This is a genomic window from Kiloniellales bacterium (genome assembly GCA_030064845.1).
GTDB lineage: Bacteria > Pseudomonadota > Alphaproteobacteria > Kiloniellales > JAKSDN01 > JASJEC01.
In genome coordinates this window covers 1-22,148 of sequence record JASJEC010000011.1, presented here as the reverse complement: position 1 = coordinate 22,148, position 22,148 = coordinate 1, and the positions used below count along the sequence as shown (strand labels likewise).

Below are 22,148 nucleotides of genomic sequence, written 5' to 3'. Positions count from 1 at the left end.
TGGGTTGTGCGCCATCGTTCCCTCGAACGATGAGAGGGGCCGGTCATGGCGATCTGGTTCGACGAGTTTCCCGTGGCGGACGCGCGCGAGCGGAGCCGCGACACCCTGGTCGATCACCTGGGCATTGAGCTGCTCGAGGCCGGCGACGACTATCTGAGCGCCCGCATGCCGGTCGACCGGCGCACCTGGCAGCCGGCCCGCGTGCTGCACGGCGGCGCCTCGGTCGTGCTGGCCGAGACTCTCGCTTCCTGGGCGGCCACCTTCTGCATCGACCGCAGCAAAAATCACTGCGTCGGGCTCGAGATCAACGCCAACCACGTCCGGCCGGTGGCCGAAGGGTCTGTGACCGGGACGGCGCGGCCGCTCCACCTCGGCCGCACGACCCAGATCTGGGATGTGCGCATCACGGACGACGCGAACGGCAAGCTGGTCTGCGTCTCGCGGGTCACCATGGCCGTGCTGAGCACGCCCAACCGCTACTGACCCCTCCCCGCTTCCCTCGCCGCCCACGGCAACGCTACAATCGGGCCCTGAGAGCGGGGGACAGCAGTTTATGAGCTTCAAGAACAAGACGGCCGTGGTCACCGGCGCGGGCGGCGGCATGGGCCTGAACATTGCCCGCGATCTGCTCGCCGCGGGTGCCAACGTGGCCTGCATCGACCTCAAGGACCGGCCCGACGGCCTGGACCGGGGTCCGGGCCGCGCTCTCTATCTCCAGGGCGACCTGACGAACGACGCCTTTGTCGGCGCCGCGATCGGCCGGGCCTTTGACGAGACGGGACGGCTCGACTACCTGGTCAACGGCGCCGGCGTGCTCTGGTTCGACCGGGACGTCTCCCTGGTCGACATCGATCTCGATGTCTGGGACCAGGTGTTGCAGATCGATCTGAAATCGATGGTCCACGCGACCCGTCACGCGGTGCCGCTGATGAAGAAGAGCGGCGGCGGCGCCATGGTGCACATCGCCTCGGTCCAGGCGCTGCGCGGCGACGACAAACCCCAGGACGCCTACCAGGCGGCCAAGGCGGCGATCGTCTCACTCTCCAAGTCGCTGGCCGTGCAGTTCGCCGGCGACGGGATCCGCTCCAACGCACTCTGCCCCGGCGGGACCGTCTCGCCCATGCAGGCGCGCTGGGAGGAGGACCCGGCCAAGAAGGCGGCCGCCGCCGGCGGCGTTCCTCTTGGCCGTCTCGGCACCACCCAGGACATGGCCGACGCCACGCTCTTCCTGCTGTCGGACAAGGCCTCGTTCATCACAGGGATCGAATTGGTCGTGGACGGCGGGCGATTGGCTCTGCCCTGAAACGGCGGTTTACTCGATCTCACCCATCTTGATCAGGAGCGCGCGGTGGGTTTCGCGCTCCTCGAGCCAGTAGTCCTTGAGTTGCTGCCCGGTCAGGAACCGGCCGCGCAGGCTCTTCTGGTTCATGTAGTCCTGCCAGTCCTTGGACTCGTAAACCTCGCGGAAGAGCTCGCGGTAGAAAGTCGCGACCTCGTCCGGCAGACCCGGTGGGCCGACGATGCTGCGCTGCATGAAGTAGACCATGTCCTGGCCTTTCTCGCGGAAGGTCGGGACGGTCTTGAACATATCCAGACGCGTCGGGGTGAAGGCGGCGAGCGGGCGCGACTTGCCGGACTCGAAGTAGCTCTCCTGCTCGGCCGGATTGTTCACCGTCGAGTCGGCGCGCTTCTCGATCAGTTCCCTGGCGACCCGGCCGCCCCCCTTGAAGGGACTGTACTTCATCGACAGCCCGTAGGCCGCGTTCAGGAAGTCGGTCAGCAGGTTGTCCTCGGAAGCCGTGCCCGTCCCGGCCATGATCCAGCGGTCACCCTTGCCCTTGGCGACGGAGAGAAAGTCTTCCAGCGTCTCGATCTCGCTGTCGTTGTTCACCCAAAGCAGGAAGGTGTCCTCGGCCATGCGGGCGATCGGCGTATAGCTCTCGATGTCGATGCCGAGACCGGGGTCGCGCAGCGGCGTGGTGTAGAAGCTGTTGAGCGTGACCAGGACGATGTGCGGGTTGCCGCTGTTCTCCTTCAGGTAGCCGAGAGCCTCGGCGCCGGATCCGCCGGGTTTGTTGACCGGCACGAAAGGCTGGGGCGACAGCTCCTCCCATTCGATGATCTCCTGGAAGAAGCGGGCCATCTTGTCTGCGCCGCCGCCCTTCCCGGCCATGATGACCAGCTCGACCGGCTGCTCCGGCTGCCAGGCCAAGGCCGGGCCGGCGGCCGCGGCGAAGAACCAGAACAGGGGCCCAAGCAGGGCACAGGCCGCCCACCCTCTCCGGCGCCGTCTCCCGTGCCTCCTGCCCGGCCGATCGGCGCCACTCAATTCCTTGAGCATGCTATTCCGGTTTCGTTTTCAGCCAGCGCAGGAAGACCCGAAAGAGCTCGCGGTCCCGCTCCGGCTCGGTGGCCACGCCGAGTTCGGCGGCCTCTGCGTCGAGGAAGGTGCCGACCGCGGAGCGCAGCTCGTCGTAGCTGAAGACGCGGTCGCTGGGGCCGAAGTCGTCCAGCCAATCCTGCGCGGCGCTGAAGCGGCTCCATTCCGGAATCTCGGCGTTCAGATTGACCTCGGCCCACTTGGTATGCCGCGGCGGCTTCTGGAATTCCTCGAAACGGTTGAAGAAAGCGGTAACGAAACGGGCGACGTTGGCATAGCGCTTGGTGTCGGGCTTCCAGTTGAACGCAATCATGACGGCGCCCACGGCGATGGTATCGACCTTGCCGTCGGCGCCGAGCAGATTTGGGTAGTCCTTGGCCACCAGGCTCGAAGGCAGGTAAGCGTCGAGCAGGCCCGGCGTGAAGGGGACCGACAGGAGACGAAGCGAGCCGTCCGCGGGGGCGCTCTGAACAAGCCCGGCCGGCTTGCCGGCGACAAAAGCCATGGCGTCGATCTCACCCGCCCGCAGCCTGTTCATTGCGACGCCGTGCTCCAGGGTCTGCGGCTCCACCACAATGCCGAGCTCCGAGAACATGTTCGAGGCGGTGACGTAGCTGCCGCTATCCTTCGGACCGAAGTTCACCTTCTTACCGGCAAGCTCTTGAATTTCCCGGACCGCGGAGCCGGCGAGCAGGTGGAGCTCCTCGTTGTAGAGACGCGTCACGTAGTGGATGCGCCGCTCGAGACCCTGATGGATCTTGTTATCCTTCGCGTAGGTCAGGGCATCGGCTTGAACGATCGCGATGTCGACTCCCTTGAGGTAGAGAATGTCGGTGATGTTCTGCAGCGACCCCTTGCCCAGGATCGGCAGGACCCGCAGGTCCGTTCCGTCGTCGAGCACCGATGCAAGATCGACCGCGGTTCGGTAAGCCGTGCCGCCGGTTCCGCCGGCCATGACCCGGACGACGTTGGCATTGATGTCGCGCCGCAGCGTCTCGGCAAGACCCTGCTGCGCGCCGGCGCCGCCAACCGGAAGCTGGCACGCCACGATCAGCGCAATGCAGAGAACGAATCTATGCGGCATCGAAAGCCCCCTCTGTTGCTCTTGTGATGCGCCGCATGCCCGGGACAGCGGGCGTCTTCTTGTGGCGAGACCGGACCCGCAGGACTCCGAGACTACTACAGATTGGCTCGACCTCAAATTCCAGGGCCCGGCAGCGGCCGCGCGCCGCGCCCTTCCAGGCCGGCTGTCGTCCGCCCTGAAGTGTTGTGCCGCCCGCACACCCCCCATAGACTCCGTCTTGTCAGGCCCGGGGGAAGCCGCAAGGCGCGGGCAGGTTGTCGCGCAAGTAGGGAGCAGGACATGACGCCCGATCCGCAGACCTTGAAGGGGACCTGGGGCTTTCCGACGCAGATCAGGTTCGGGCCCGGACGTATCGCCCAGTTGCCGCGGGCCTGCGGAAGCCTCGGCATGAAGTCTCCGCTCCTGGTGACCGACCCCGGCCTCGCCGACCTCGCCATGGTACGGGATGCGATGACGGGCCTGGCAGGCGCCGGTCTGGCGGCGGGACTGTTCAGCGACGTGAAGCCGAACCCGGTCGGCCGCAACGTCAGCGACGGGGTTGCGGCCTATCGCGACGGCGGCCACGACGGGGTGATCGCCTTCGGTGGCGGCAGCGCGCTCGACGCGGGCAAGGCGATCGCCTTCATGTCCGGCCAGAACAAGCCGATCTGGGACTTCGAGGACGTCGGCGACAACTGGAAGGCCGCCGATCCCGCCGGCATCGCGCCGATCATCGCGGTGCCGACGACCGCGGGCACCGGGTCGGAAGTGGGCCGCGCCTCGGTCATCCTGAACGAGGCGACCGAGACCAAGAACATCGTGTTCCATCCGAAGATGATGCCGGAGATCGTGATTGCCGATCCCGAGCTGACACTCGGCCTGCCGGCCAAGATCACCGCGGCGACCGGCATGGACGCCCTCGCCCATTGCCTCGAGGCCTACTGCGCTCCGGGATTCCACCCCATGGCCGAGGGAATCGCGGTCGAGGGCATACGCCTGGTGAAGGACTGGCTGCCGCGCGCGGTCGCCGACGGGTCGGACCTAGCGGCCCGGGCCCACATGCTGGTCGCGGCCTCCATGGGCGCGACCGCCTTCCAGAAGGGCCTCGGGGCGATCCACGCGCTGTCGCACCCGATCGGCGCGCTCTACGACACGCACCACGGCCTGACCAATGCCGTCGTCATGCCCTACGTGCTGCGTCACAACAGCGCCGCTATCGAGGAAAAGATGGTCCGCCTCGCCGCCTGGCTCGGCCTGCCCGGCGCGGGCTTTACGGCGGTTCTGGAGTGGGTACTGGCACTGCGCGCGGAAATCGGCATTCCCGAGACGCTCGGCGGCCTTGGGGTCGGCGACGAGCGGATCGACCAGCTCTCCGAGATGGCCGCGGTCGACCCGACGGCCGGCGGCAATCCCGTGCCGGTCGGCGCGCCCGAGCTCAAGGCCATGTTCCGGGATGCGCTCGACGGCCGGCTCTGACCACAAGAAGGCAATGCCGCTTGCCCAAGCTTGTCATGCTCGGGCTTGACCCGAGCATCCAGAGTTGCGCCCCACTGGATTGCCGGATCAAGTCCGGCAATGACAACGGGGTGATACCTAGAGGTAAGGTATTCAGCCTGCAGAGACTGGCGCGACGCGTCGCCGCCGTTTCCCTCTTTCTTGCACTCGCCGCCGCGTGCTCGCCGCAGCGCACCTACGAGGCCTGGGCCCTGCTCGACGACCTCAACGCCGGCCCGGGGCCGAGCGCGCTGAAGGATTCGACGCCGGCGCCGACACGGCGCCAGATCGCCTACGGCCCCACGCGCAGCGGCTTCTACGGCGATCTCTATGAGCCGCGCAGCGAGAAGGCCGGCGTGCCGCTGGTCCTGGTGCCCGGCGCCGCACCGGGCGGCAAGGACGACCCGCGCCTGATCGCCGTGGCCGAGACCTTCGCGCGCAGCGGTTTCACCGTCCTGGTGCCCGACATCGAGAACCTGCGGCGACTCAACGTCAGCGCCGACGACGCCCGGCACATCGCCGCGGCGGTGCAGCGGGTCGCCCGGGCCACAGGGCAGGAAGGCGAGCCGGCGGTCGGCATCATGGCGGTCTCCTATGCTGCGGGACCCGCGGTGATCGCCGCAAGCGAAACGCCGGCCAAGGATCGTGTCGCCTTCATCCTGTCGGTCGGTGGCTACTACGACATGGAAGCGGTCATCACCTTCTTCACCACCGGGAACTATCGCGACTCACCGGAGGACGCCTGGCGCTATCGCACGCCGAACGAGCACGGCAAGTGGGTCTTCCTGCGCAGCAACGCCGCGCGCATGCCCGAGTGGCGGGACCGCGTCCTGCTCGATGCGATCGCCGACCGGAAGATCTATGATCCGGCGGCCGATGTCGGTCAGCTGGTCGGCCGCCTGGGGCCCGACGGCCTTGCGGTCATGAACCTCTTGAGCAATCGCGACCCCGAGCGGGTCGGCGCGCTGATAAGAGCGCTTCCCGCGACCCTGCGCGATGAGATCTTCGCGCTCGACCTGAAGCGGCTCGACCTGTCCCAAGCCCATTTCGAGGTCATCCTGCTGCACGGCAGCAAGGACCCAATCATTCCCAGTACGGAAAGCCAGGCCCTCGCCCGGGCGCTGCCCGAGGAGAAGGCCCACCTCTATGTGCTCGAGGGGCTCGAGCACGTCGAGCTGCGGCCGAAGGGTTTCTCCGACCGCCTAATGTTCTTGCGCGCGGCCATGCGTCTGCTTGAGATCCGCGATTCCATCTCGGCAAAGTCCGAGTAGCCGCGCACTCCGAGCGGGGCAGAATATTTCGCCGTGCAGGCGCGGTGAGAACTTTGTTTTCGTCCATCGGCGGCAAAAATCAACTTTCTGTCGATTTACTTACCGTTAAGTCACCGAAGGTTGAATACTTCACTAGACCATTGATATCTATCACATAACGCGCCGCATACGACAGGCGCAATAATAAGCTCGCGAGGTTCACGTTCGACATGACGGTCTTCACGCACCCAGAATTCGACGGCCACGCCGAGGTGGCCTTCTGCCACGACGCCGACAGCGGCCTGAGGGCGATCATCGCGCTCCACAATCTGAATCGGGGCCCCGCGCTCGGCGGCTGCCGCATGTGGCGCTACGCCAACGAGGACGAGGCCCTGACCGACGCGCTGCGCCTCGCTCGGGGCATGACCTACAAGTCGGCGTTGGCCAACCTGCCCTACGGCGGCGGCAAGTCGGTGATCATCGGCGACTCGCGCAGCATGAAGAGCGAGGCGCTGTTCCGCGCCATGGGCCGCTTCGTCGACTCCCTGGGCGGCCGCTACATCGTTGCCGAGGACGTCGGCATCTCCGTCGACGACGTCGAGATCATGGGGCGCGAGACGAAGTTCGTCGCCGGCACGCGCCGCGGCGGCGTCGGCGACCCATCGCCCGGCACGGCCTACGGCGTGTTCATGGGCATTCGCGCTGCGGTGAAACACAAGCTCGGCAAGGACGACCTCAGCGGCGTTACCGTCGCAGTCCAGGGACTCGGCCACGTCGGCCGCCATCTCTGCCGCTACCTGGCGGGCGACGGCGCGAGACTGATCGTGACCGACATCGACGAGGCCGCCATGGCCGCCGTCGCCGCCGAGTTCGGCGGCCGCACCGTGTCGCCGGAGGCGATCTACGACGCCGAGGCCGAGGTCTACGCCCCCTGTGCGCTGGGCGCGACGATCAACGACGAGAGCATCGAGCGGCTGAAGACCCCGATCATCGCCGGTTCCGCCAACAACCAGCTCGCCGAAGCGCGGCACGGCGACCTGCTGCAGGCGCGCGGCATCCTCTACGCTCCCGACTACGTGATCAACGCCGGCGGCATCATCAACATCAGCCACGAAGGCCCGGGCTACGACAAGGTCGAGGCCTTCGCCCACATCGCCCTGATCCACGACACCCTGGAAGAGATCTTCAAGCGCGCCGAGGCGACGGGCGATTCCACCGCCGACGCCGCCGACCGCATCGCGGAAGAGCGCTTCAAGAAGGTCCACGGCGCGCATTCGGCGGCGGCCTGACCGCCAACCGGCCGGCTCAGCCCATGGGCGGGTTCCCGCCGTCTCAATCCGGGCAGCGGCCCTTCTTGCTTTCGGTTTGGAAGACCGTGGTCGTCCTGCTTCCGGTGGCCGTCCTCGCCTTGGCCATGCTCTCGATCCCGGCGCTCGCTCTCGCCGAGGCCCTGCGGGACGGCGACGCTACCGCTGCGACCTCGAGTCTTGGCGCGCCGATCCTGATGACTGTTCTTGGCCTCTACACGGCTTATGCCGCCTTGCTCCTGGGCCGAGCCTTGATTGCCGGCCGTCCGCTCGTCGAGATCGGTCCGGCGGGGATCGCGGGACCGGGCCTTTTCGGCTGGAAGAGTTTCAAATGGAGCGAGATCGAAGAGGTGGAGATTGACGGCGGTCTGCTGCACAAGTCGATGATCCTGATCCGTGGATTCGATCGCGGTCCCTGGGAGCGCGTGCTCCGCATTGCCACCCTTGGATTGGCCGGCAACCGGATCGGCGCGGTCTTCTTCTTTCTGCGGGATCCGGCCTCCGATGTCGTATCGGCCTTCAACCGCTATTGCCCAGGCCATCTCAGGCTCTGAGCCCCAGGAGAACGTAGCGCCGGGCGGCGCAGATTTTGTGTGAAGCTCGTCGCCAAATCGGTCACAGTGAACATCTGAAGACAGCGGAGAAACGCCGCCGATGGCGCTGATCGACCTCGACCACGTGAACATCCGGACCGCCAATCTGGCGGCGATGACGATGTTCTATCAAGAGGTGCTCGGCCTCGAGATCGGGCCACGGCCCGATTTCCGCTTCGACGGTGCCTGGCTCTATTGCGGCGAGAAGGCGGCCGTCCATCTCGTCGAGGTGCCGGAGACGCCCCAGGGCCGGGCTCCGCGGATCGAGCACTTCGCGTTCAAGGCCAACGGCCTGGAAGATTTTCTTTCGCACCTGAAGAAGCAGGGGATCGGCTACCGCATCTCGATCGTGCCCGGCCCGGAGATCCGCCAGGTCAACATCCACGACCCGGACGGCAACCACATCGAGGTCGCCTTCCCCGCCAGCGAGGAAGCCGACCTCTCCGACTATGCGAGCACGTAGAACAAGCGCTCAGCGTTCAACACTGACCCGTTGTCATCGCCGGACGTGATCCGGCAATCCAGACGTGGGTCGGGTTCATGCATGCTCGGGTCGAGCCCGAGCATGACACATCAGAGACGTTGCGGATCTACTGGTAGCCGAAGCGTTAGCGGCTGTAGAACTCGACCACGAGGTTCGGTTCCATCTGAACCGGATAGGGCACGTCGGCCAGCTTGGGGCCACGCACGTAACGTGCCTTCATGTCCTTGTAGTCGATCTCCAAGTAATCGGGCACCTCCCGCTCGGAGGATTCCAGCGCGTCGAGCACCAGCGGCAGCTCGCGGCTCTTCGCCTTGATCTGCACCTCGTCCTCGTCCTTGACCATGTAGGACGGGATGTTGACCCGCTTGCCGTTCACCAGGATGTGGCCGTGGTTGACGAACTGCCGCGCGGCGAAGACCGTCGGCACGAATTTGGCCCGATAGATCACGGCGTCGAGGCGCCGCTCCAGGATCTCGATAAGGTTCTCGCCGGTGTCGCCGCGGCGGCGCACGGCCTCCTGGTAGTAGCGGCGGAACTGCTTCTCGCCGATGTTGCCGTAATAACCCTTGAGCTTCTGCTTGGCGGCCAGCTGGACGCCGAAGTCGGACGGCTTGCGCCGGCGCTGGCCGTGCTGGCCGGGGCCGTACTCTCGCTTGTTGAAGGGGCTCTTGGGCCGGCCCCAGAGGTTGACCCCGAGGCGGCGGTTGATCTTGTACTTCGAACGAACGCGGTTAGACATGGCGTTCCAGGCTCCTTGTCTTAAGCTTGTTGTCCCGGTAGTCCCTGGCCTTCTAGCCGGGCGGGGCCGAACACCAGTTCCGACCCGCATTCCCAGGAATTCGCAGGCCGGGACTATAGGGCCACCTATGGGGATGTCAAACGCCGAAAGACCGGCGGGCCCTGGATTTCTTGGGGGTGAGATGGAGGATCGCGGTACACGGGCCAAAGGGCTCGCCATCGTCAGCCTGGGCGTCCTGTTGATCACCCCGGACACCCTGCTGGTCCGCCTGGCGGCCATGGAGCCCTGGAGTCTCCTGGTCTGGCGCAGCTTCCTGGTGGCGCTCGGCCTGTTTCTCCTGATCGCCCTGATATGGCGCCGCCGGGCGCCGGCGGCCATCCTGTCGATCGGCCGCACCGGCGGGGTGATCACGCTGTTCTACGCGGCGGTGAACGTACTCTTCGTCCTGGCCCTCGCCAACACCACTGTCGCCAACGTCCTGATCATCGTCTCCGCCGCCCCCTTCTTCGCCGCACTGACCAGCCGGATCTTCCTCGGCGAGGCGATCGCCGGCCATACCTGGATCGCCATCCTGGCTGCCTTGGGCGGCATCGCCATCCTGACCTCGGACAACCTCGGCAGCGGCGCGCTGCTGGGCGACCTTCTGGCTCTGGCCTGCGCCATCATGTTTGGCTGCAAGTTTACCCTGGTGCGCCATGCCCGTGAGATCAACATGATCCCCGCGGCGGCCTTGAGCGGTCTCGTCTCAGGCGGCATCGCCCTTGCGGCCGGGCCCGTCGTCGTTCTGCCCTCGCAGGATCAGCTCGCCGTCCTCGTGATCATGGCCCTGGTGCTGCTGCCGGTCGGCATCGCGCTCATGACCATTGGGCCACGCTACCTGCCGGCCCCCGAGGTCAGCCTGTTGATTCTCCTGGAAGCCGTGCTGGGTCCGATCTGGGTCTGGCTGGTGATCGGCGAGGAACCGAGCCGGGCCGCGCTGCTGGGCGGCGCCATCGTCGTATCAACCCTGGCCGTGCATTCCCTGCTGGTCCTGAAACGGGAGTCCGGGACCCTGACGCAAACGGCAAAGGAAAAGGCATGATCGGCGCGCCTCTCCCTGGCTCCTGTTATGGCGTCCCCTCGTCGAGGCTGCGGGCGATTTCACGAGCCCGGTCGATCGCCAGATCCGCCTTCTTGAGCTTGCGCGTCAGCACGACATGGCCGAGCACAAGGGCGGCGAGCGAGACCGCCGCCAGAGCGGCCCCTGCCCACCAGAGCCAATGCCAGGCGGGTTCGTAGCTGACCACGGCCCAGATCACGGCGAAGCCGAGCGACCAGCGGAGCCCCCAGAAGGTAACCCGCCGGTTCAGGAATCCCTGGGTCTCGGCCCGCAGCGCTTCGACCTGCCCGCGTTCGGTCTCGAGGAGTTCCTCGGTCTCGGCCCGCAGCGCGTCGAGCTGCCCGCGTCCAATCTCGAGGATGTCTTCGCCCTTCGAACCGTCGCTCATGTCGCGCCATCCTCGGCTGTTTCCCTGCGGACCAGGATGAAGAGGCGTGGCTAACGCGAGGTAAAGAAGGCGCGCCGCCCAGCGCTCAGCCTTTGCCGCGCGGACCCGCCCTGAGCGCCGAGACGATGCCGTGGAGGGTTCTCAGGTCCTGGTCCGTGGCGGCCAGGCGCTGGAAGAGGTTGCGCAGGTTACGCACCATGACCGGCCGCTTTTCGGGCGGGGTCAGGAAGCCCGCCGCGTCCAGCTCCGTCTCCAGGCGCTCGAAGAAGGTGATCAGGTCGGCCTTCTCCGCCGGCAGGCCGCGGCCTGTCTCCAGGCGGCTCTCCGGCGTGGCGTCGCCCAGCTTGAACCACTCGTAGCCGACCAGCAGCACGGCCTGGGCGAGGTTCAGCGAAGCGAAGGCGGGGTTGAGCGGCACCACGATCAGGCTGTCGGCCAGAGCCAGATCGTCGTTGACCAGGCCGGACCGCTCGGGACCGAACAGGACGCCCGTCTTGAGAGCCCCGTCGGAGCGCCGCATCTCCTCGGCCGCCCGGGCCGGGGTCACGACGGTCTTGACCATGTCGCGCGGCCGGGCCGTGGTTGCGTAGACCCGGCGCAGATCGGCCACCGCCTCGGCCGTAGTGTCGAACAGCCGGGCGCTCTCCAGAACGTTGTCGGCGCCGGAGGCAGCGGCCTGGGCCTGCTCGCTCGGCCAACCGTCCCGCGGCCTGACCAGCCGGAGCTCTTCGAGGCCGCAGTTCAGCATGGCCCGCGCCACCATGCCGATATTCTCGCCGAGCTGCGGGGCGACCAGGACGATGGCCGGCCCACCGGCGACCGGCGCCCGGCTTCGGTCGGTTCCGGCCATAGTGGTTCAGCGTCTCTCGGCGGTCTTCACTGGACCGACTGTTCGGCGCTCTGCCGGGTGCTCTCCTCGACCAGACGGCCGGCGCGCTCGAGCGTCTCCGGGATGGCCAGGCCGGCCTCCAGGTCGGGGTGATACATCAGAGAGAAGACCGAGCGGCCCAAGGGTGTCAGACGGGGAGCGATCGCGAAGGGATCGACCAGGCCCTGCATCTCGTCACCGAGGGTGACGCCGCCCAGTGCCCAGACCAGGGCGAGGACCAGTGTCGCCTCGATGGCTTCGCTGGGCTCGTCGCGGGCGACGAAGACCCGGCCGATCCACTTCTCCCGGCGCGGCAGGACGAAAGCGAAGGGCCAGCGGCCTTCCTGGAAGCGCGTGAGTACGGTCGGGTTCATGCCCACGCTGCCGGCGAACTGGGCCATCAGCGCCCGCTGCCCGAACAGGATCTCGAAGTTGGCGCCGACCGACTCGCGCGCCGCGTCCGCGCCCGCGACCGCAGCCAGGCGGCGGGTCGTGACGACCTCGATCGGGGAGCCCGTCGCTTCGGCGAACTCCTGGGCGGCGGCCTGGAGGAAGGAGGCGATCTCCTGGCGCTGGTCGCTGTAGACCGCGATACGGATCCCCTGCCCGGCCCGCCAGTTCGCGTCTCCCGGCAGGCCGAAGAAGACCCGATTGGCGCCCAGGTTCAAGAGCCGCGTCAGCGAGGCCATGACGGCCTCGGGCTCGACGCCTTCGCTGAGGCGATAGATCGGCGGCGGCTCTGGCTCCGGCTCCGGCAGCACGCCGAAGGGCAGCGGTGTGTCACCGGGCGTGAGCTGTCCCGGCTCCGCGTCCTCAGGCGCCACATCCAGCGGAGTCCCGACCCCGGCCTCCGGCGTCACCGGCAACGGCTGGGGGGCTTGCTGCGCGGCGGCGCCCTGCGCCAGCGCCGCAGCCAGCAGGGCGATGGGGACCAGCAGCCGGATCTTCATGTCGCGTCCTCCGGAGCCTCTGCGTTCTCCTGCAACAGCTTCCACGTGATGCCGTCGTTCAACGCATTGAAGGAAGCGTCGATGATATTCGCCGACACGCCGACCGTGGTCCAGCGCCGCCCATTGCCGTCGGCGCTCTCGATCATCACGCGGGTGACCGCGCCGGTCCCTGCCTGCGGGGTCAGGATACGGACCTTGTAGTCGACCAGCCTCATATCCTCGAGCTGCGGGTAGGTCGGCATCAGAGCCTTGCGCAGCGCGGTGTCCAGGGCGTTGACCGGGCCGTTGCCGTTGGCCACCTCGAAGCGCGACTCCTGCCCGACCCGGACGTTCACCGTGGCCTCGGATTCGGTCACCAGCTCGCCGCGTGCATTCCAGCGGCGGTCGTCCATGACCCGGAAACGCTCCAGCGCGAAGTAGGCCGGCACGGTGCCCAGGGCGCGGCGGGCCAGAAGCTCGAAGCTGGCTTCCGCGCCGTCGTAGGCGAAACCCTCGAACTCGCGTGCCTTGACCTGCTCGACCAGGCTGGCGACCTTGGGATTCCCCGCCTCGACCGCCAAGCCGATATCGCGAAAGCGCGCCAGGATGTTCGAGCGCCCGGACTGGTCCGACACCACGATATGCCGCCGGTTGCCGACCAGGTCCGGATCGACGTGCTCGTAGGTGCGCGGATCCTTCTCGACCGCCGAGACGTGCAGGCCGCCCTTGTGTGCGAAGGCGCTGTCGCCCACGTAGGGCGCGTTCTTGGCCGGCGCGCGATTCAGGCGTTCGTCCAGCATACGAGAAACCTTAGTCAACTCCCTGAGGGATTCCTGGTCGATTCCCGTGACGAAGTCCGTCTTCAACGCCAGGCTTGGAATCAGGGATATCAGATTCGCGTTACCGCAGCGTTCACCCAATCCGTTTATCGTGCCCTGAACCTGACGCGCCCCCGCCTTGACCGCGGCGAGTGAATTCGCCACCGCATTCTCGGTATCATTGTGGGCGTGGATTCCGACGCGGTCCCCGGGAATCAGGTCCACCACCGCGCCGACGATCCGCTCGACCTCGTCCGGCAGCGTCCCGCCGTTGGTGTCGCAGAGGACGATCCAACGCGCGCCGGCTTCATGCGCCGCCTTCACGCAGTCCAGCGCGTAGCCCGGATTGGCCTTGTAGCCGTCGAAGAAATGCTCCGCGTCGAACATGACCTCGGACTTGCGCCCGCGCGCGTGCTCGACCGACTCGGCGATCATGGCGATGTTCTCCGACCGCTCGATCCCCAGCGCCACGTCGACGTGAAAGTCCCAGGCCTTCCCGACCATGCACACGGCCTCCGCCTTGGCCTGCAACAACGCCGTCAGGCCGGGATCGTTGGCCAGGCTCCGTCCCGGCCGGCGGGTCATGCCGAAGGCGACAAAGCGGGCCTGCCGGAAGCTCGGCGGGGACGTGAAGAAGCTGTCGTCGACCGGGTTGGCGCCGGGCCAACCGCCCTCGATGTAATCGATCCCGACTCCGTCGAGCGCGGTTGCAATGGCGACCTTGTCGGCCACCGAGAAGTCCACGCCTTGGGTCTGAGCTCCGTCGCGCAGGGTCGAGTCGAATAGGTATATCCGCCGGTCGTCGGCCATGGATCTCTTCTGGGCCTGACCGCCCCTCGCCTCGGATCACACCACCGTTCCGAGTTCGGGCGATTCCAGGCGCTTGCTCCTCTGTCCTCAGGCTTATTCTTGGTTCGAACGGACAGACGCGCGCGCCCCGCGCGGCCTGTCCGGGCGGCCGATACTCTCACCACAGGAGCCCTGCCGCGTCAATCTCCGGGGGGTTCCGGCTTCCCGGACCGCTCTCCCAACCAAGGGATTTCTCTCAAATGCACCTATTAGAAATGAGTTAGGTCATTATTGTTATTATCTCGCCTGGCCGTCCGGCGCGCGCCGTTCGTATCACTTGGGTTGAGGGAAATAGATGGCTCAAGCTCAGGAGGTCCCGACGGACGCGTCCGCGGGGCGGCTCAGCCAGGCCGATGTCACGCGCCTGACCGAGGACCCGTCAACCGAGGCGAGGGCCGAGATGGCCGCCAAGCTCGCCGCCGAGTTCGACGGGCAGCAGCTGGGAGCCACCGAGCGCCAGATCGCCGAGGACATCTTCCGCTCCCTGGTCAAGGACGCGGAGGTCCGCGTGCGCCAGGCGCTCTCCGAGCACCTGAAAGCCTCGCCTCAGATCCCGGAAGACGTCGCCCTCGCCCTGGCCAGCGACGTCGACAGCGTCGCCTTGCCGGTCCTGCAGTATTGCGAGGTTCTTACCGACGAGGACTTGATCGGCATCATCCAGGCCGGCAGCCCGGAAAAGCAAACCGCCGTCGCCCAGCGAAGCGCGGTCTCGGCGGGCGTCGCCGACGCTCTGATCGAAACCGGCAACGATGGCGCTGTCGCCGAACTGGTCGGCAACGACGGCGCCAACCTCGATCAAGGGCAGCTCCAAAGGGTCGTCAAGCAGTACACCGAGAGCGCGGCGGTCTCGCAGAACCTGGCAACGCGCGACAACCTTCCGCCGGTCGTCTCCGAACAGCTGGTCAGCGTTATCACACAGCAGATCCAGAGCTTTCTGATGAAGCGGCAGATCGCGCCCACGCCACTGGTCAAGAAGCTGGTCGATGACGCGCGCGGTCAGGCGACCCTCAGCCTGCTGCGCGACGGCTGCGCGACCAACAAGGAACTGGAAGCCCTGATCGACCAGCTCTACGCCAAGGGCCGCCTGACCCCGGAGGTCGCGATCGACGCCCTGTCGGAAGGCGACCTCGCCTTCTTCGAGTTCGCCATGGCGCGGCTCGCCGACATCGGGGTCGAGAATGCCCGCACCCTGATCAATGACCAGGGCCGGCTCGGCATCGAGAACCTGTTCAGAACGGTGCTCCACAAGCCCGAGGCGGCAGCCGAACGGGCGGAGCCCGAGGCCCCGCTCTCGGACCCGCTGTTCGACCTCTCCGCCGTCAAGGAGTCCTGAGGCACCCTCAGGTCCTGCGCCGCCAGGTGGTCCCCTCGGGGCCGTCCTCCAGGAGGATACCCTCGGCCGCCAGGGCGTCGCGGATGCGGTCGGCCTCGGCGAAATCCCGAGCCTTGCGGGCTTGGTTGCGCGCCTCGATCCGCGCCTCGATCGCGCCCGCGTCGGCCTCGGCCCCGCCCTGGAACCAGCGCTCCGGATCTTCCTGCAGCAGCCCGAGTAGGGCCCCGGCGGCGAGCAAGCGCCCCTTGAGGCGGATCCGCTCGTCCGCTTCGCCCGCCCGGTTCAGGGCCGCCGCGGTGTCGTGAAGGCCGGCCAGAGCGGCGGGCGTGTTGAGATCGTCCAGCAGGGCAGCGAGCACGGCCGGCGGCGGTTCCGCGGCCGGCGCCCCTTCGTCCTCCGCCGCGCGCAGGGCCCCGTAGAGCCGGTCGAGTTGCGCGTGGCACTCCTTCAACTTTTCGCGGGTGATGTCGAGCGGCTGGCGATAGTGCGCCGACAAGAGCGCCAGGCGAATCACCTCGCCGCGGAAGCCCTCCTCGAGCAGCTGGCGCACCGTGAAGAAGTTCCCCAGGGACTTCGACATCTTCTCGCCCTCGACCACGACATAGCCGTTGTGCAGCCAGTAGCGCACGAAGCCCTTGCCGTGGGCGCAGACCGATTGCGCCAGCTCGTTCTCATGGTGCGGAAAGATCAGGTCCTGGCCGCCGCCGTGAATGTCGAAGGTCTCGCCCAGGTGCTTGGCGCTCATGGCCGAGCACTCGATGTGCCAGCCGGGCCGGCCGCGGCCCCAGGGGCTGTCCCAGCCCGGCTGCTCCGGCGTCGAAGGCTTCCAAAGCACGAAATCGACCGGATCCCTCTTGTAGGGCGCGACCTCGACACGGGCCCCGGCGATCAGGGACTCCCGGTCGTGCCGCGACAGGCCGCCGTATCCCGGGAAGGAAGGGACGTTGAACAGAACGTGACCGTCGGCCGCGTAGGCGTGCCCCTTTTCGATCAGGGTTTCGATCATCGAGACCATGAGGTCGATCGACTGGGTCGCGCGCGGCTCCACGGTCGGTTCGAGGGCGCCGAGGGCCGCCATGTCCTCGTGGAAGGCCCGGGTGGTCCGCGCCGTGACCTCGGCGATGGTCTCGCCGTTTTCCTTCGCGGCGGTGATGATCTTGTCGTCCACGTCCGTGATGTTCCGGACGTAAGTGACATGCGCCGCGCCGTAGAGATGGCGGAGCAGCCGATAGAGAACGTCGAAGACGACAACGGGCCGCGCGTTGCCGACATGCGGCAGGTCGTAGACCGTGGGCCCGCAGACGTACATGCGCACGCGCTCGTGATCGATCGGGGCGAAGGCTTCCTTGCGCCGGGTCAGCGTGTTGGTGAGTTCGAGGGTCATTGGCTCGGTCCTGGCAGACGCGGTGGATCGGAGGGCCTCGCGAAGCGGGGCCCGCTCAGGTCGTTGTTCCCCTTAGCCGGGACATCGTTCGCGGTGCCAGGACATGGCTTCCTTCTAGGCCGCTTCGACGCAGGTCGTCAACCGCGGGCACGGCGGGAGGGCCGAAGAAGATCTTAAATAAATAATATATTCAGTGATTTAGACTGGGTCACGGCCTGATTAAGATTGAACGCGCCCCGCTTCAGGACGCCCCCGTGAAGGCGTTGGTGATCGGATAGCGCCGATCGCGGCCGAAGGCGCGCGCAGTGATCTTGACGCCGGGCGGGGCCTGGCGGCGCTTGTACTCGGCACGATCCAGCATGCGCCAGACCCGGTTGACCGTGGCGCGGTCATGTCCCCGGGCGACGATCTGCTCGACCGGCATCTCCCCCTCGATCAGGCATGTCAGCATGTCGTCCAGGTCCTCGTAGGGCGGCAGGGAGTCCTGGTCGGTCTGATCCGGCTTGAGCTCGGCCGACGGCGCCTTCGTGATGATCCGCTCCGGGATGACCCGGCCCGCGGGGCCGAGACCGCCGCGCGGAAAGGCCTGGTTGCGCCAGGCGGCAAGGCGATAGACCGTGGTCTTGTAAAGATCCTTGAGCACGTTGTATCCGCCGCACATGTCGCCGTAGAGCGTCGCGTAGCCGACCGACATCTCGGACTTGTTGCCGGTCGAGAGCACCATGTGGCCGAGCTTGTTGGAGATCGCCATGAGCGTCAGGCCGCGCGCCCGGGATTGGATGTTCTCTTCGGTCACGTCGGCTTCACGGCCCTCGAACTGGGGCGCCAGCATGTCGTCGAAGGCTTCCATCGCCGGTCCGATCGCGATCTCGTCCAGGCGCACGTCGAGCAGCCGGGCGGCCTCGGCGGCATCCTCAAGGCTCTCCTGGCTGGTATAGGGCGACGGCATCATTACGCAGCGCACGCGCGCCGGGCCCAGAGCGTCGACCGCGATCGCCGCCGAGATGGCGGAATCGATGCCACCGGAAAGACCAATGATCACACCGGGAAAGCCGTTCTTCTCGACATAGTCTCTGAGTCCCAGCGTCACCGCCCGGTAGATCGGCTCCATAGCGTTCTCCGGCGGCGTCAGCAGGGAATCGGCGCAGGCCCAGATGTCGTCGTCGCCGCGCCGCCATTCGGTCACCGTCAGGGACGGCTCGAAGGAGGGCAGCTGGGCGCGCAGGTTGCATCCGGCGTCGAGCACGAAGGAGGCACCGTCGAACACCAGCTCGTCCTGGCCGCCAACCTGGTTGACGAAAATCATCGGCAGGCCGGTCTCGGTCACCCGCTCGACCGCCAGGTTCATGCGGACTTCGGTCTTGTCGAGCTCGTATGGGCTGCCGTTGATCGAGATCAGGAGCTCCGCGCCGGACTCCTCCAGGCACTCGCAAACGTCGGGCGTCCAGATATCCTCGCAGATCGGCAGGCCCAGGCGGACGCCCCGGAAGTTCACCGGGCCCGGCATGGACCCCGGCTTGAACAGCCGCTTCTCGTCGAACACGCTGTAGTTCGGCAGATCGACCTTGGCGCGAAGCGCCTGGATCTTGCCCCCGTCCAGAACCGCGGCGGCGTTGTAGAGGTGCTTGCGCAGCGCCATGCCCGGCCGCCACCCCTCCTCGCGCCAGGGCACGCCGAGCAGAAGGCCCGGGCCGCCGTCGGCGGTTTCCGCCGCAAGGTCTTCCAGGGTGCGCCACGCGGCGTCCAGAAACTCGGGCTTGAGGACGAGGTCCTCCGGCGGATAGCCGATCAGGGACAACTCCGGCGTGATGACCAGATCGGCGCCGCGCCCGGCCGCCTCGGACCGCGCCGCGCGGATCAGGTCGGCGTTGGCCTCGATCGCTCCCATGGTCGGGTTGATCTGGGCCAGGGCGAGGGTCAGCCGGTCGGTCATAAGGCTTACTTAGCTTCCGGTGTGACCTCCGACAAGGCTGCAATCCCGGGCGCCAAGGGCTGGGTCTCCCCTTCGCTCGGCCAACCGCGCTGCCGCGCCAGGGCGGCCAGCGCCTCGATCCGCTCCCGGCTGAGCGGGTGGGTGCTCAGCAGCTCCGGCGGCTCGCCGCCGCTGCGCCGCGCCTCTTCCTGGAAGACCTTGAAGATCCGCGCGGACTCGCCGACGTGACCGTAGACCGCCGCCATGGCCTCGAGCGCCGCGCTGTCGGCACGGCGCTCCGCCTCACGGCTGAAGCCCATCATCATCAGGGCGTTGGGGCCGGTCACCAGCGATGCCAGGGTATCCGGTGCGGCGCTGAAGAAGACCGCCGACAGCAGCTGGACCACGACCGCCCCGGTCAGCGAGGCGGCCGCGTCGCGGTGGACAACGTGTCCGATCTCGTGCGCCATCACCATGGTCAGGGCGTTCTCGTTGGGCATGCGCTCCAAGAGGCCCCGGAACATGAAAACATGCCCGCCCAGGGAGGCGAAGGCGTTGACCATCTCGTCGTCGACATAGTGGACCTTGACCGTCAGGCCCTCCGGCAGATCCATGTGCCGGCCGACTCGGTCCGCGATCGCCTGAAGCTCGGCGCGCACCGCTGCAGCCTCCGGATCGGCGTCCGCCGCCTCGGCCGAACCGCCGGACACGTCGGCGAAGATCGCGTTGCCGATCGCGACCTCCCAGCTGACCGGGGCGTGGCGGGCGATCACCCCGGCGAACAGAAAGAGCGCCAGACCGAGGCCCGCGACGACGGTGACCAGACCGCCGCTAAGGATCAGAAGATCGGCCAGCGGGCTGTGCCGGCTGACGTTGATCCCCTCGGGGACCGGGACGTTCCTGATCCTCATGGGAGGCTGGGCCTAGGGAACCAGTGCCGTGCCGTAAGCCAGGACCTCGACCGCGCCGATCGACTGCTTCTGGCCCTTGGAGATCGAGCTGGTCTCGAAACGGGTGTTGAAGATGACCCGGCCGCCGATCTCCCGGGCCTGGGCCTGCATGCGCAGCAGCGCTTCGCGGCGGGCGCGGTCGAGCAGGCTCTCGTAGGTGTGGACGCGGCCCCCGAAGATCATGCGCAGGTTGGCGACGAAACGCTTGAAGTAGTCGACCGAAATCACCGCGCTGCCCATCACGAGCTGGGACTTAGAGATCCTGACGTCGTCGGGCACCGTCTTGCCGGCGATGATCACGAGATCACCCATCTCCCGCTCCCGCGCGATGATCGAGCGGTAGTGTCGCCGCTCGGCCCAGCGGCCGGCACCGTAGCCGAGCACCAGCAGCGTCAGGAAGATGACGATTTCAATGTAATTGGCGAGGAACTGCATGGCTCAGGCAACGACGACGGCGCTGCCGTAGGCCAGAATCTCCGAGGCGCCCTGAGCCACGGAGGACGTCGTGAAGCGGACGTTGAGCACGGCGTTGGCGCCCTTGGCCTCGGCTTGCTCGCACATCCGCTCGAAGGCCTCCTTGCGCGCCTCGCTCAGAAGGTCGCTGTAGCCCTTCAGCTCGCCGCCCACGATGTTCTTGAACCCAGCCATCAGGTCCCTGCCGATATGCTTGGCGCGGACCGTGCTGCCCTGGACGATCCCCAGGTGGTCGGTGACCTCCCGGCCGGGGACGCATTCCAAAGTCGAGGTAATCATGACCTGTTCTCCCTGGTGCCGACGCGATGCCGGAATCGATCCGGACGGATCTTGACCCAGGGAGGGAAAAGACTGGTTAACCGGGCTGGCCGGTCTCGAACCTGAGCAGGCTGCAGGCCAGACCGTCGTAGAGCCCGCTCATGGCGTTCAGCCAGGGGTGCAGGCTGTCGTCCGGCGCCAGGAGCGGCGTCGGGCTGCTGCAGCGGGCCCACTGGAAGGCGCTGAACACGATGTAGTCGCCGTAGGCCGGCGCCGCGCCGCTGACGAAGGCCTGGTCCTCCAGGTGCTGGCGCAGCGGCATCAGGACCTTGGCGAGGTTGGCTTCGAAGCTCGGCCGCTCGGCGTCGAACTGCTCGATCGTTCGGCCCAGCCGCTTCTCCCGGGTCTGCTGGAAATAGTCCTGATCCCGCGGGTCGATGTTTGCGTGCAGGTCCTTGATCACCAGGGGAAAGACCGCGGCATTGAGCACGCCGTCGGCCCAGCGGTTGACGAAGCCGGCCAGGGCCCGGCCCTGGGGGCCGCCGAACAGGCTCGGCCGGTCCGGATAGGCGTCCTCGAGGTAACGGGCGATCGTCCAGGAATCCGACACCACCTGGTCCCCGTCGACCAGCACCGGAACGAAGCCCTGGCCGCTGAACGCGATGATATCCTTGTCGGTGAAGAGCACCGGCACGTTCTCGTCGGGTTTCAGACCCTTGTGCGCCAGGGCGAACTTGATGCGCCAGGAAAACGGACTGGGCCGGTGGTCGTCCTGCTTGCCGACCCGTTCGTAAAGCTTGAACGCCATGGTCACCCCTTCCTGTCCTGCAAGAGCCACAGGCAAACAGAGGCCGCGGTCTTTCTCAAGACCCAGATGGCCCGCATTCAATGGCTCACGAGAATTTCAGGGGCTCGACTACTTCCGGAGCAGGAACTCGCGGCCGACCTTCACCCGCGCCTCGCCGTTGTACTCGATAATGTCGGCCGTGGCATAGGTCTCCGACCAGCGATCCGGCAGGTAGGAGCCGGTGCCGACAACGTCGATCGGCGCGTTGGCCTCGGCCATGAGCTTGCATTTGGCGGGATTAAAGCCCGAGGAGGCGACGATCTTGACCTGATCGAAGCCCTCCCGGTCGAGCGCTTCGCGCATATGCCAGATCGCCGCGGCCGATACGCCCGGCCCGACCAGATAGCGCAGTTCTGATTCGTTTCGGTAGCCGCGGACGGCGTGCGGCACGTGGCGCTCCAGCACCGCATAGGAAGCTGCGGGGTCGAGGCCCTCGAGGAAGCGGCCGCCCGGCGTGTCGATGCGCACCGAGAGCTGGCCGCGGGTCGCGCGCCCGGGAAAGCGGCGGCAGACCGTGAGCGCGTCGGTCACTTCGCGGGCGAAGTAGTCGACCAGCACCGTCATGGGCTCGTCGGGAAAGCTCTGGTCGAACATCTCGGCGGCCCGCAGGGTAGAGCCGGCATAGCCGACGAAGGCGTGCGGCATGGTCCCCTTGCCGCCCTCGGCGCCGAAGAAATGCGCCGTGGCGTCGGTCGCGTTGCCGACGAAACCGACCGCGCCCACCTTGCG

At 67.1% G+C, this 22,148-nt stretch carries 23 protein-coding genes; 9 read left to right on the top strand and 14 right to left on the bottom strand.

The annotated features are described in order from the left end of the window. Positions 1-45 precede the first annotated feature (45 nt). Positions 46-483 carry a hotdog fold thioesterase gene (locus tag QNJ67_06250; GenBank protein ID MDJ0608561.1) on the top strand — a complete coding sequence of 146 codons (438 nt, stop codon included), beginning with the start codon at positions 46-48 and terminating at the stop codon, positions 481-483. A gap of 70 nt (positions 484-553) precedes the next feature. Continuing rightward, positions 554-1,303, top strand: coding sequence for an SDR family oxidoreductase (locus QNJ67_06245; GenBank protein MDJ0608560.1), 750 nt, complete (start codon positions 554-556; stop codon positions 1,301-1,303). 9 nt (positions 1,304-1,312) lie between these two features. On the opposite strand, the gene QNJ67_06240 is transcribed toward QNJ67_06245, so the two are convergent. Both QNJ67_06240 and QNJ67_06235 read right to left on the bottom strand, forming a co-directional pair. Beyond that, positions 1,313-2,341: a tripartite tricarboxylate transporter substrate-binding protein gene (locus tag QNJ67_06240; GenBank protein MDJ0608559.1), complete on the bottom strand. Its 1,029-nt coding sequence runs from the start codon at positions 2,339-2,341 to the stop codon at positions 1,313-1,315. Position 2,342: 1 nt separating this feature from the next. Beyond that, positions 2,343-3,464, bottom strand: a complete 1,122-nt coding sequence (locus QNJ67_06235; GenBank protein ID MDJ0608558.1) for a TAXI family TRAP transporter solute-binding subunit — start codon at positions 3,462-3,464, stop codon at positions 2,343-2,345. A gap of 279 nt (positions 3,465-3,743) precedes the next feature. Here QNJ67_06235 and QNJ67_06230 point away from each other — a divergent pair, with 279 nt between their 5' ends. The 5 genes from QNJ67_06230 to QNJ67_06210 all read left to right on the top strand — a co-directional run bounded on the left by QNJ67_06230 (position 3,744) and on the right by QNJ67_06210 (position 8,550). Next, positions 3,744-4,919: an iron-containing alcohol dehydrogenase gene (locus QNJ67_06230; GenBank protein ID MDJ0608557.1), complete on the top strand. Its 1,176-nt coding sequence runs from the start codon at positions 3,744-3,746 to the stop codon at positions 4,917-4,919. A 20-nt stretch (positions 4,920-4,939) separates the two neighbouring features. Beyond that, complete coding sequence (locus tag QNJ67_06225; GenBank protein MDJ0608556.1) at positions 4,940-6,208, top strand: hypothetical protein; 1,269 nt, start codon at positions 4,940-4,942, stop codon at positions 6,206-6,208. A gap of 209 nt (positions 6,209-6,417) precedes the next feature. Beyond that, positions 6,418-7,476: a Glu/Leu/Phe/Val dehydrogenase dimerization domain-containing protein gene (locus QNJ67_06220; GenBank protein ID MDJ0608555.1), complete on the top strand. Its 1,059-nt coding sequence runs from the start codon at positions 6,418-6,420 to the stop codon at positions 7,474-7,476. 65 nt (positions 7,477-7,541) lie between these two features. Continuing rightward, the gene (locus QNJ67_06215) at positions 7,542-8,048 is read left to right on the top strand and encodes a hypothetical protein (GenBank protein ID MDJ0608554.1); all 507 of its coding nucleotides are present in this window, start codon (positions 7,542-7,544) and stop codon (positions 8,046-8,048) included. A 100-nt stretch (positions 8,049-8,148) separates the two neighbouring features. Next, positions 8,149-8,550, top strand: coding sequence for a VOC family protein (locus QNJ67_06210; protein ID MDJ0608553.1), 402 nt, complete (start codon positions 8,149-8,151; stop codon positions 8,548-8,550). Between the two features lie 145 nt (positions 8,551-8,695). Here the strand turns inward: QNJ67_06210 and rpsD are convergent, their stop codons facing one another. Next, positions 8,696-9,310, bottom strand: a complete 615-nt coding sequence (rpsD, locus tag QNJ67_06205) for a 30S ribosomal protein S4 (GenBank protein MDJ0608552.1) — start codon at positions 9,308-9,310, stop codon at positions 8,696-8,698. Between the two features lie 181 nt (positions 9,311-9,491). Here rpsD and QNJ67_06200 point away from each other — a divergent pair, with 181 nt between their 5' ends. Continuing rightward, entirely contained in the window at positions 9,492-10,391 is a 900-nt protein-coding gene (locus QNJ67_06200) for a DMT family transporter (protein MDJ0608551.1), read from the top strand. 25 nt (positions 10,392-10,416) lie between these two features. On the opposite strand, the gene QNJ67_06195 is transcribed toward QNJ67_06200, so the two are convergent. The 4 genes from QNJ67_06195 to cimA form a co-directional block, all read right to left on the bottom strand. Then, entirely contained in the window at positions 10,417-10,797 is a 381-nt protein-coding gene (locus tag QNJ67_06195; GenBank protein MDJ0608550.1) for a hypothetical protein, read from the bottom strand. Between the two features lie 85 nt (positions 10,798-10,882). Beyond that, complete coding sequence (locus QNJ67_06190) at positions 10,883-11,647, bottom strand: RNA methyltransferase (GenBank protein MDJ0608549.1); 765 nt, start codon at positions 11,645-11,647, stop codon at positions 10,883-10,885. 26 nt (positions 11,648-11,673) lie between these two features. Continuing rightward, on the bottom strand, positions 11,674-12,615 hold the full coding sequence (locus tag QNJ67_06185; protein MDJ0608548.1) for a hypothetical protein: 942 nt from the start codon (positions 12,613-12,615) through the stop codon (positions 11,674-11,676). Then, positions 12,612-14,222 (bottom strand): citramalate synthase, encoded by a 1,611-nt coding sequence (cimA, locus tag QNJ67_06180; GenBank protein MDJ0608547.1) that lies wholly within the window; start codon positions 14,220-14,222, stop codon positions 12,612-12,614. The genes QNJ67_06185 and cimA overlap by 4 nt, the downstream gene beginning before the upstream one ends. Positions 14,223-14,556: 334 nt before the next feature. Between cimA and QNJ67_06175 the strand changes: the two genes are divergently transcribed. Further along, positions 14,557-15,594, top strand: a complete 1,038-nt coding sequence (locus QNJ67_06175) for a DUF2336 domain-containing protein (protein ID MDJ0608546.1) — start codon at positions 14,557-14,559, stop codon at positions 15,592-15,594. Positions 15,595-15,601: 7 nt separating this feature from the next. On the opposite strand, the gene cysS is transcribed toward QNJ67_06175, so the two are convergent. From cysS to QNJ67_06140, 7 genes are all read right to left on the bottom strand, one after another. Continuing rightward, complete coding sequence (cysS, locus tag QNJ67_06170) at positions 15,602-16,978, bottom strand: cysteine--tRNA ligase (protein ID MDJ0608545.1); 1,377 nt, start codon at positions 16,976-16,978, stop codon at positions 15,602-15,604. A 241-nt stretch (positions 16,979-17,219) separates the two neighbouring features. Next, positions 17,220-18,911, bottom strand: a complete 1,692-nt coding sequence (locus tag QNJ67_06165) for an NAD+ synthase (GenBank protein MDJ0608544.1) — start codon at positions 18,909-18,911, stop codon at positions 17,220-17,222. 5 nt (positions 18,912-18,916) lie between these two features. Then, a complete protein-coding gene (locus QNJ67_06160; protein ID MDJ0608543.1) occupies positions 18,917-19,801 on the bottom strand; it encodes a M48 family metallopeptidase in 885 nt (294 codons plus the stop codon). Positions 19,802-19,813: 12 nt separating this feature from the next. Then, complete coding sequence (locus QNJ67_06155) at positions 19,814-20,275, bottom strand: heavy metal-binding domain-containing protein (protein MDJ0608542.1); 462 nt, start codon at positions 20,273-20,275, stop codon at positions 19,814-19,816. Between the two features lie 3 nt (positions 20,276-20,278). Next, entirely contained in the window at positions 20,279-20,593 is a 315-nt protein-coding gene (locus QNJ67_06150; protein ID MDJ0608541.1) for a YbjQ family protein, read from the bottom strand. A gap of 76 nt (positions 20,594-20,669) precedes the next feature. Further along, positions 20,670-21,380 carry a glutathione S-transferase N-terminal domain-containing protein gene (locus QNJ67_06145; GenBank protein ID MDJ0608540.1) on the bottom strand — a complete coding sequence of 237 codons (711 nt, stop codon included), beginning with the start codon at positions 21,378-21,380 and terminating at the stop codon, positions 20,670-20,672. Between the two features lie 108 nt (positions 21,381-21,488). Continuing rightward, positions 21,489-22,148: nicotinate phosphoribosyltransferase (locus QNJ67_06140; protein MDJ0608539.1), on the bottom strand; the 660-nt coding region annotated here is incomplete at its 5' end.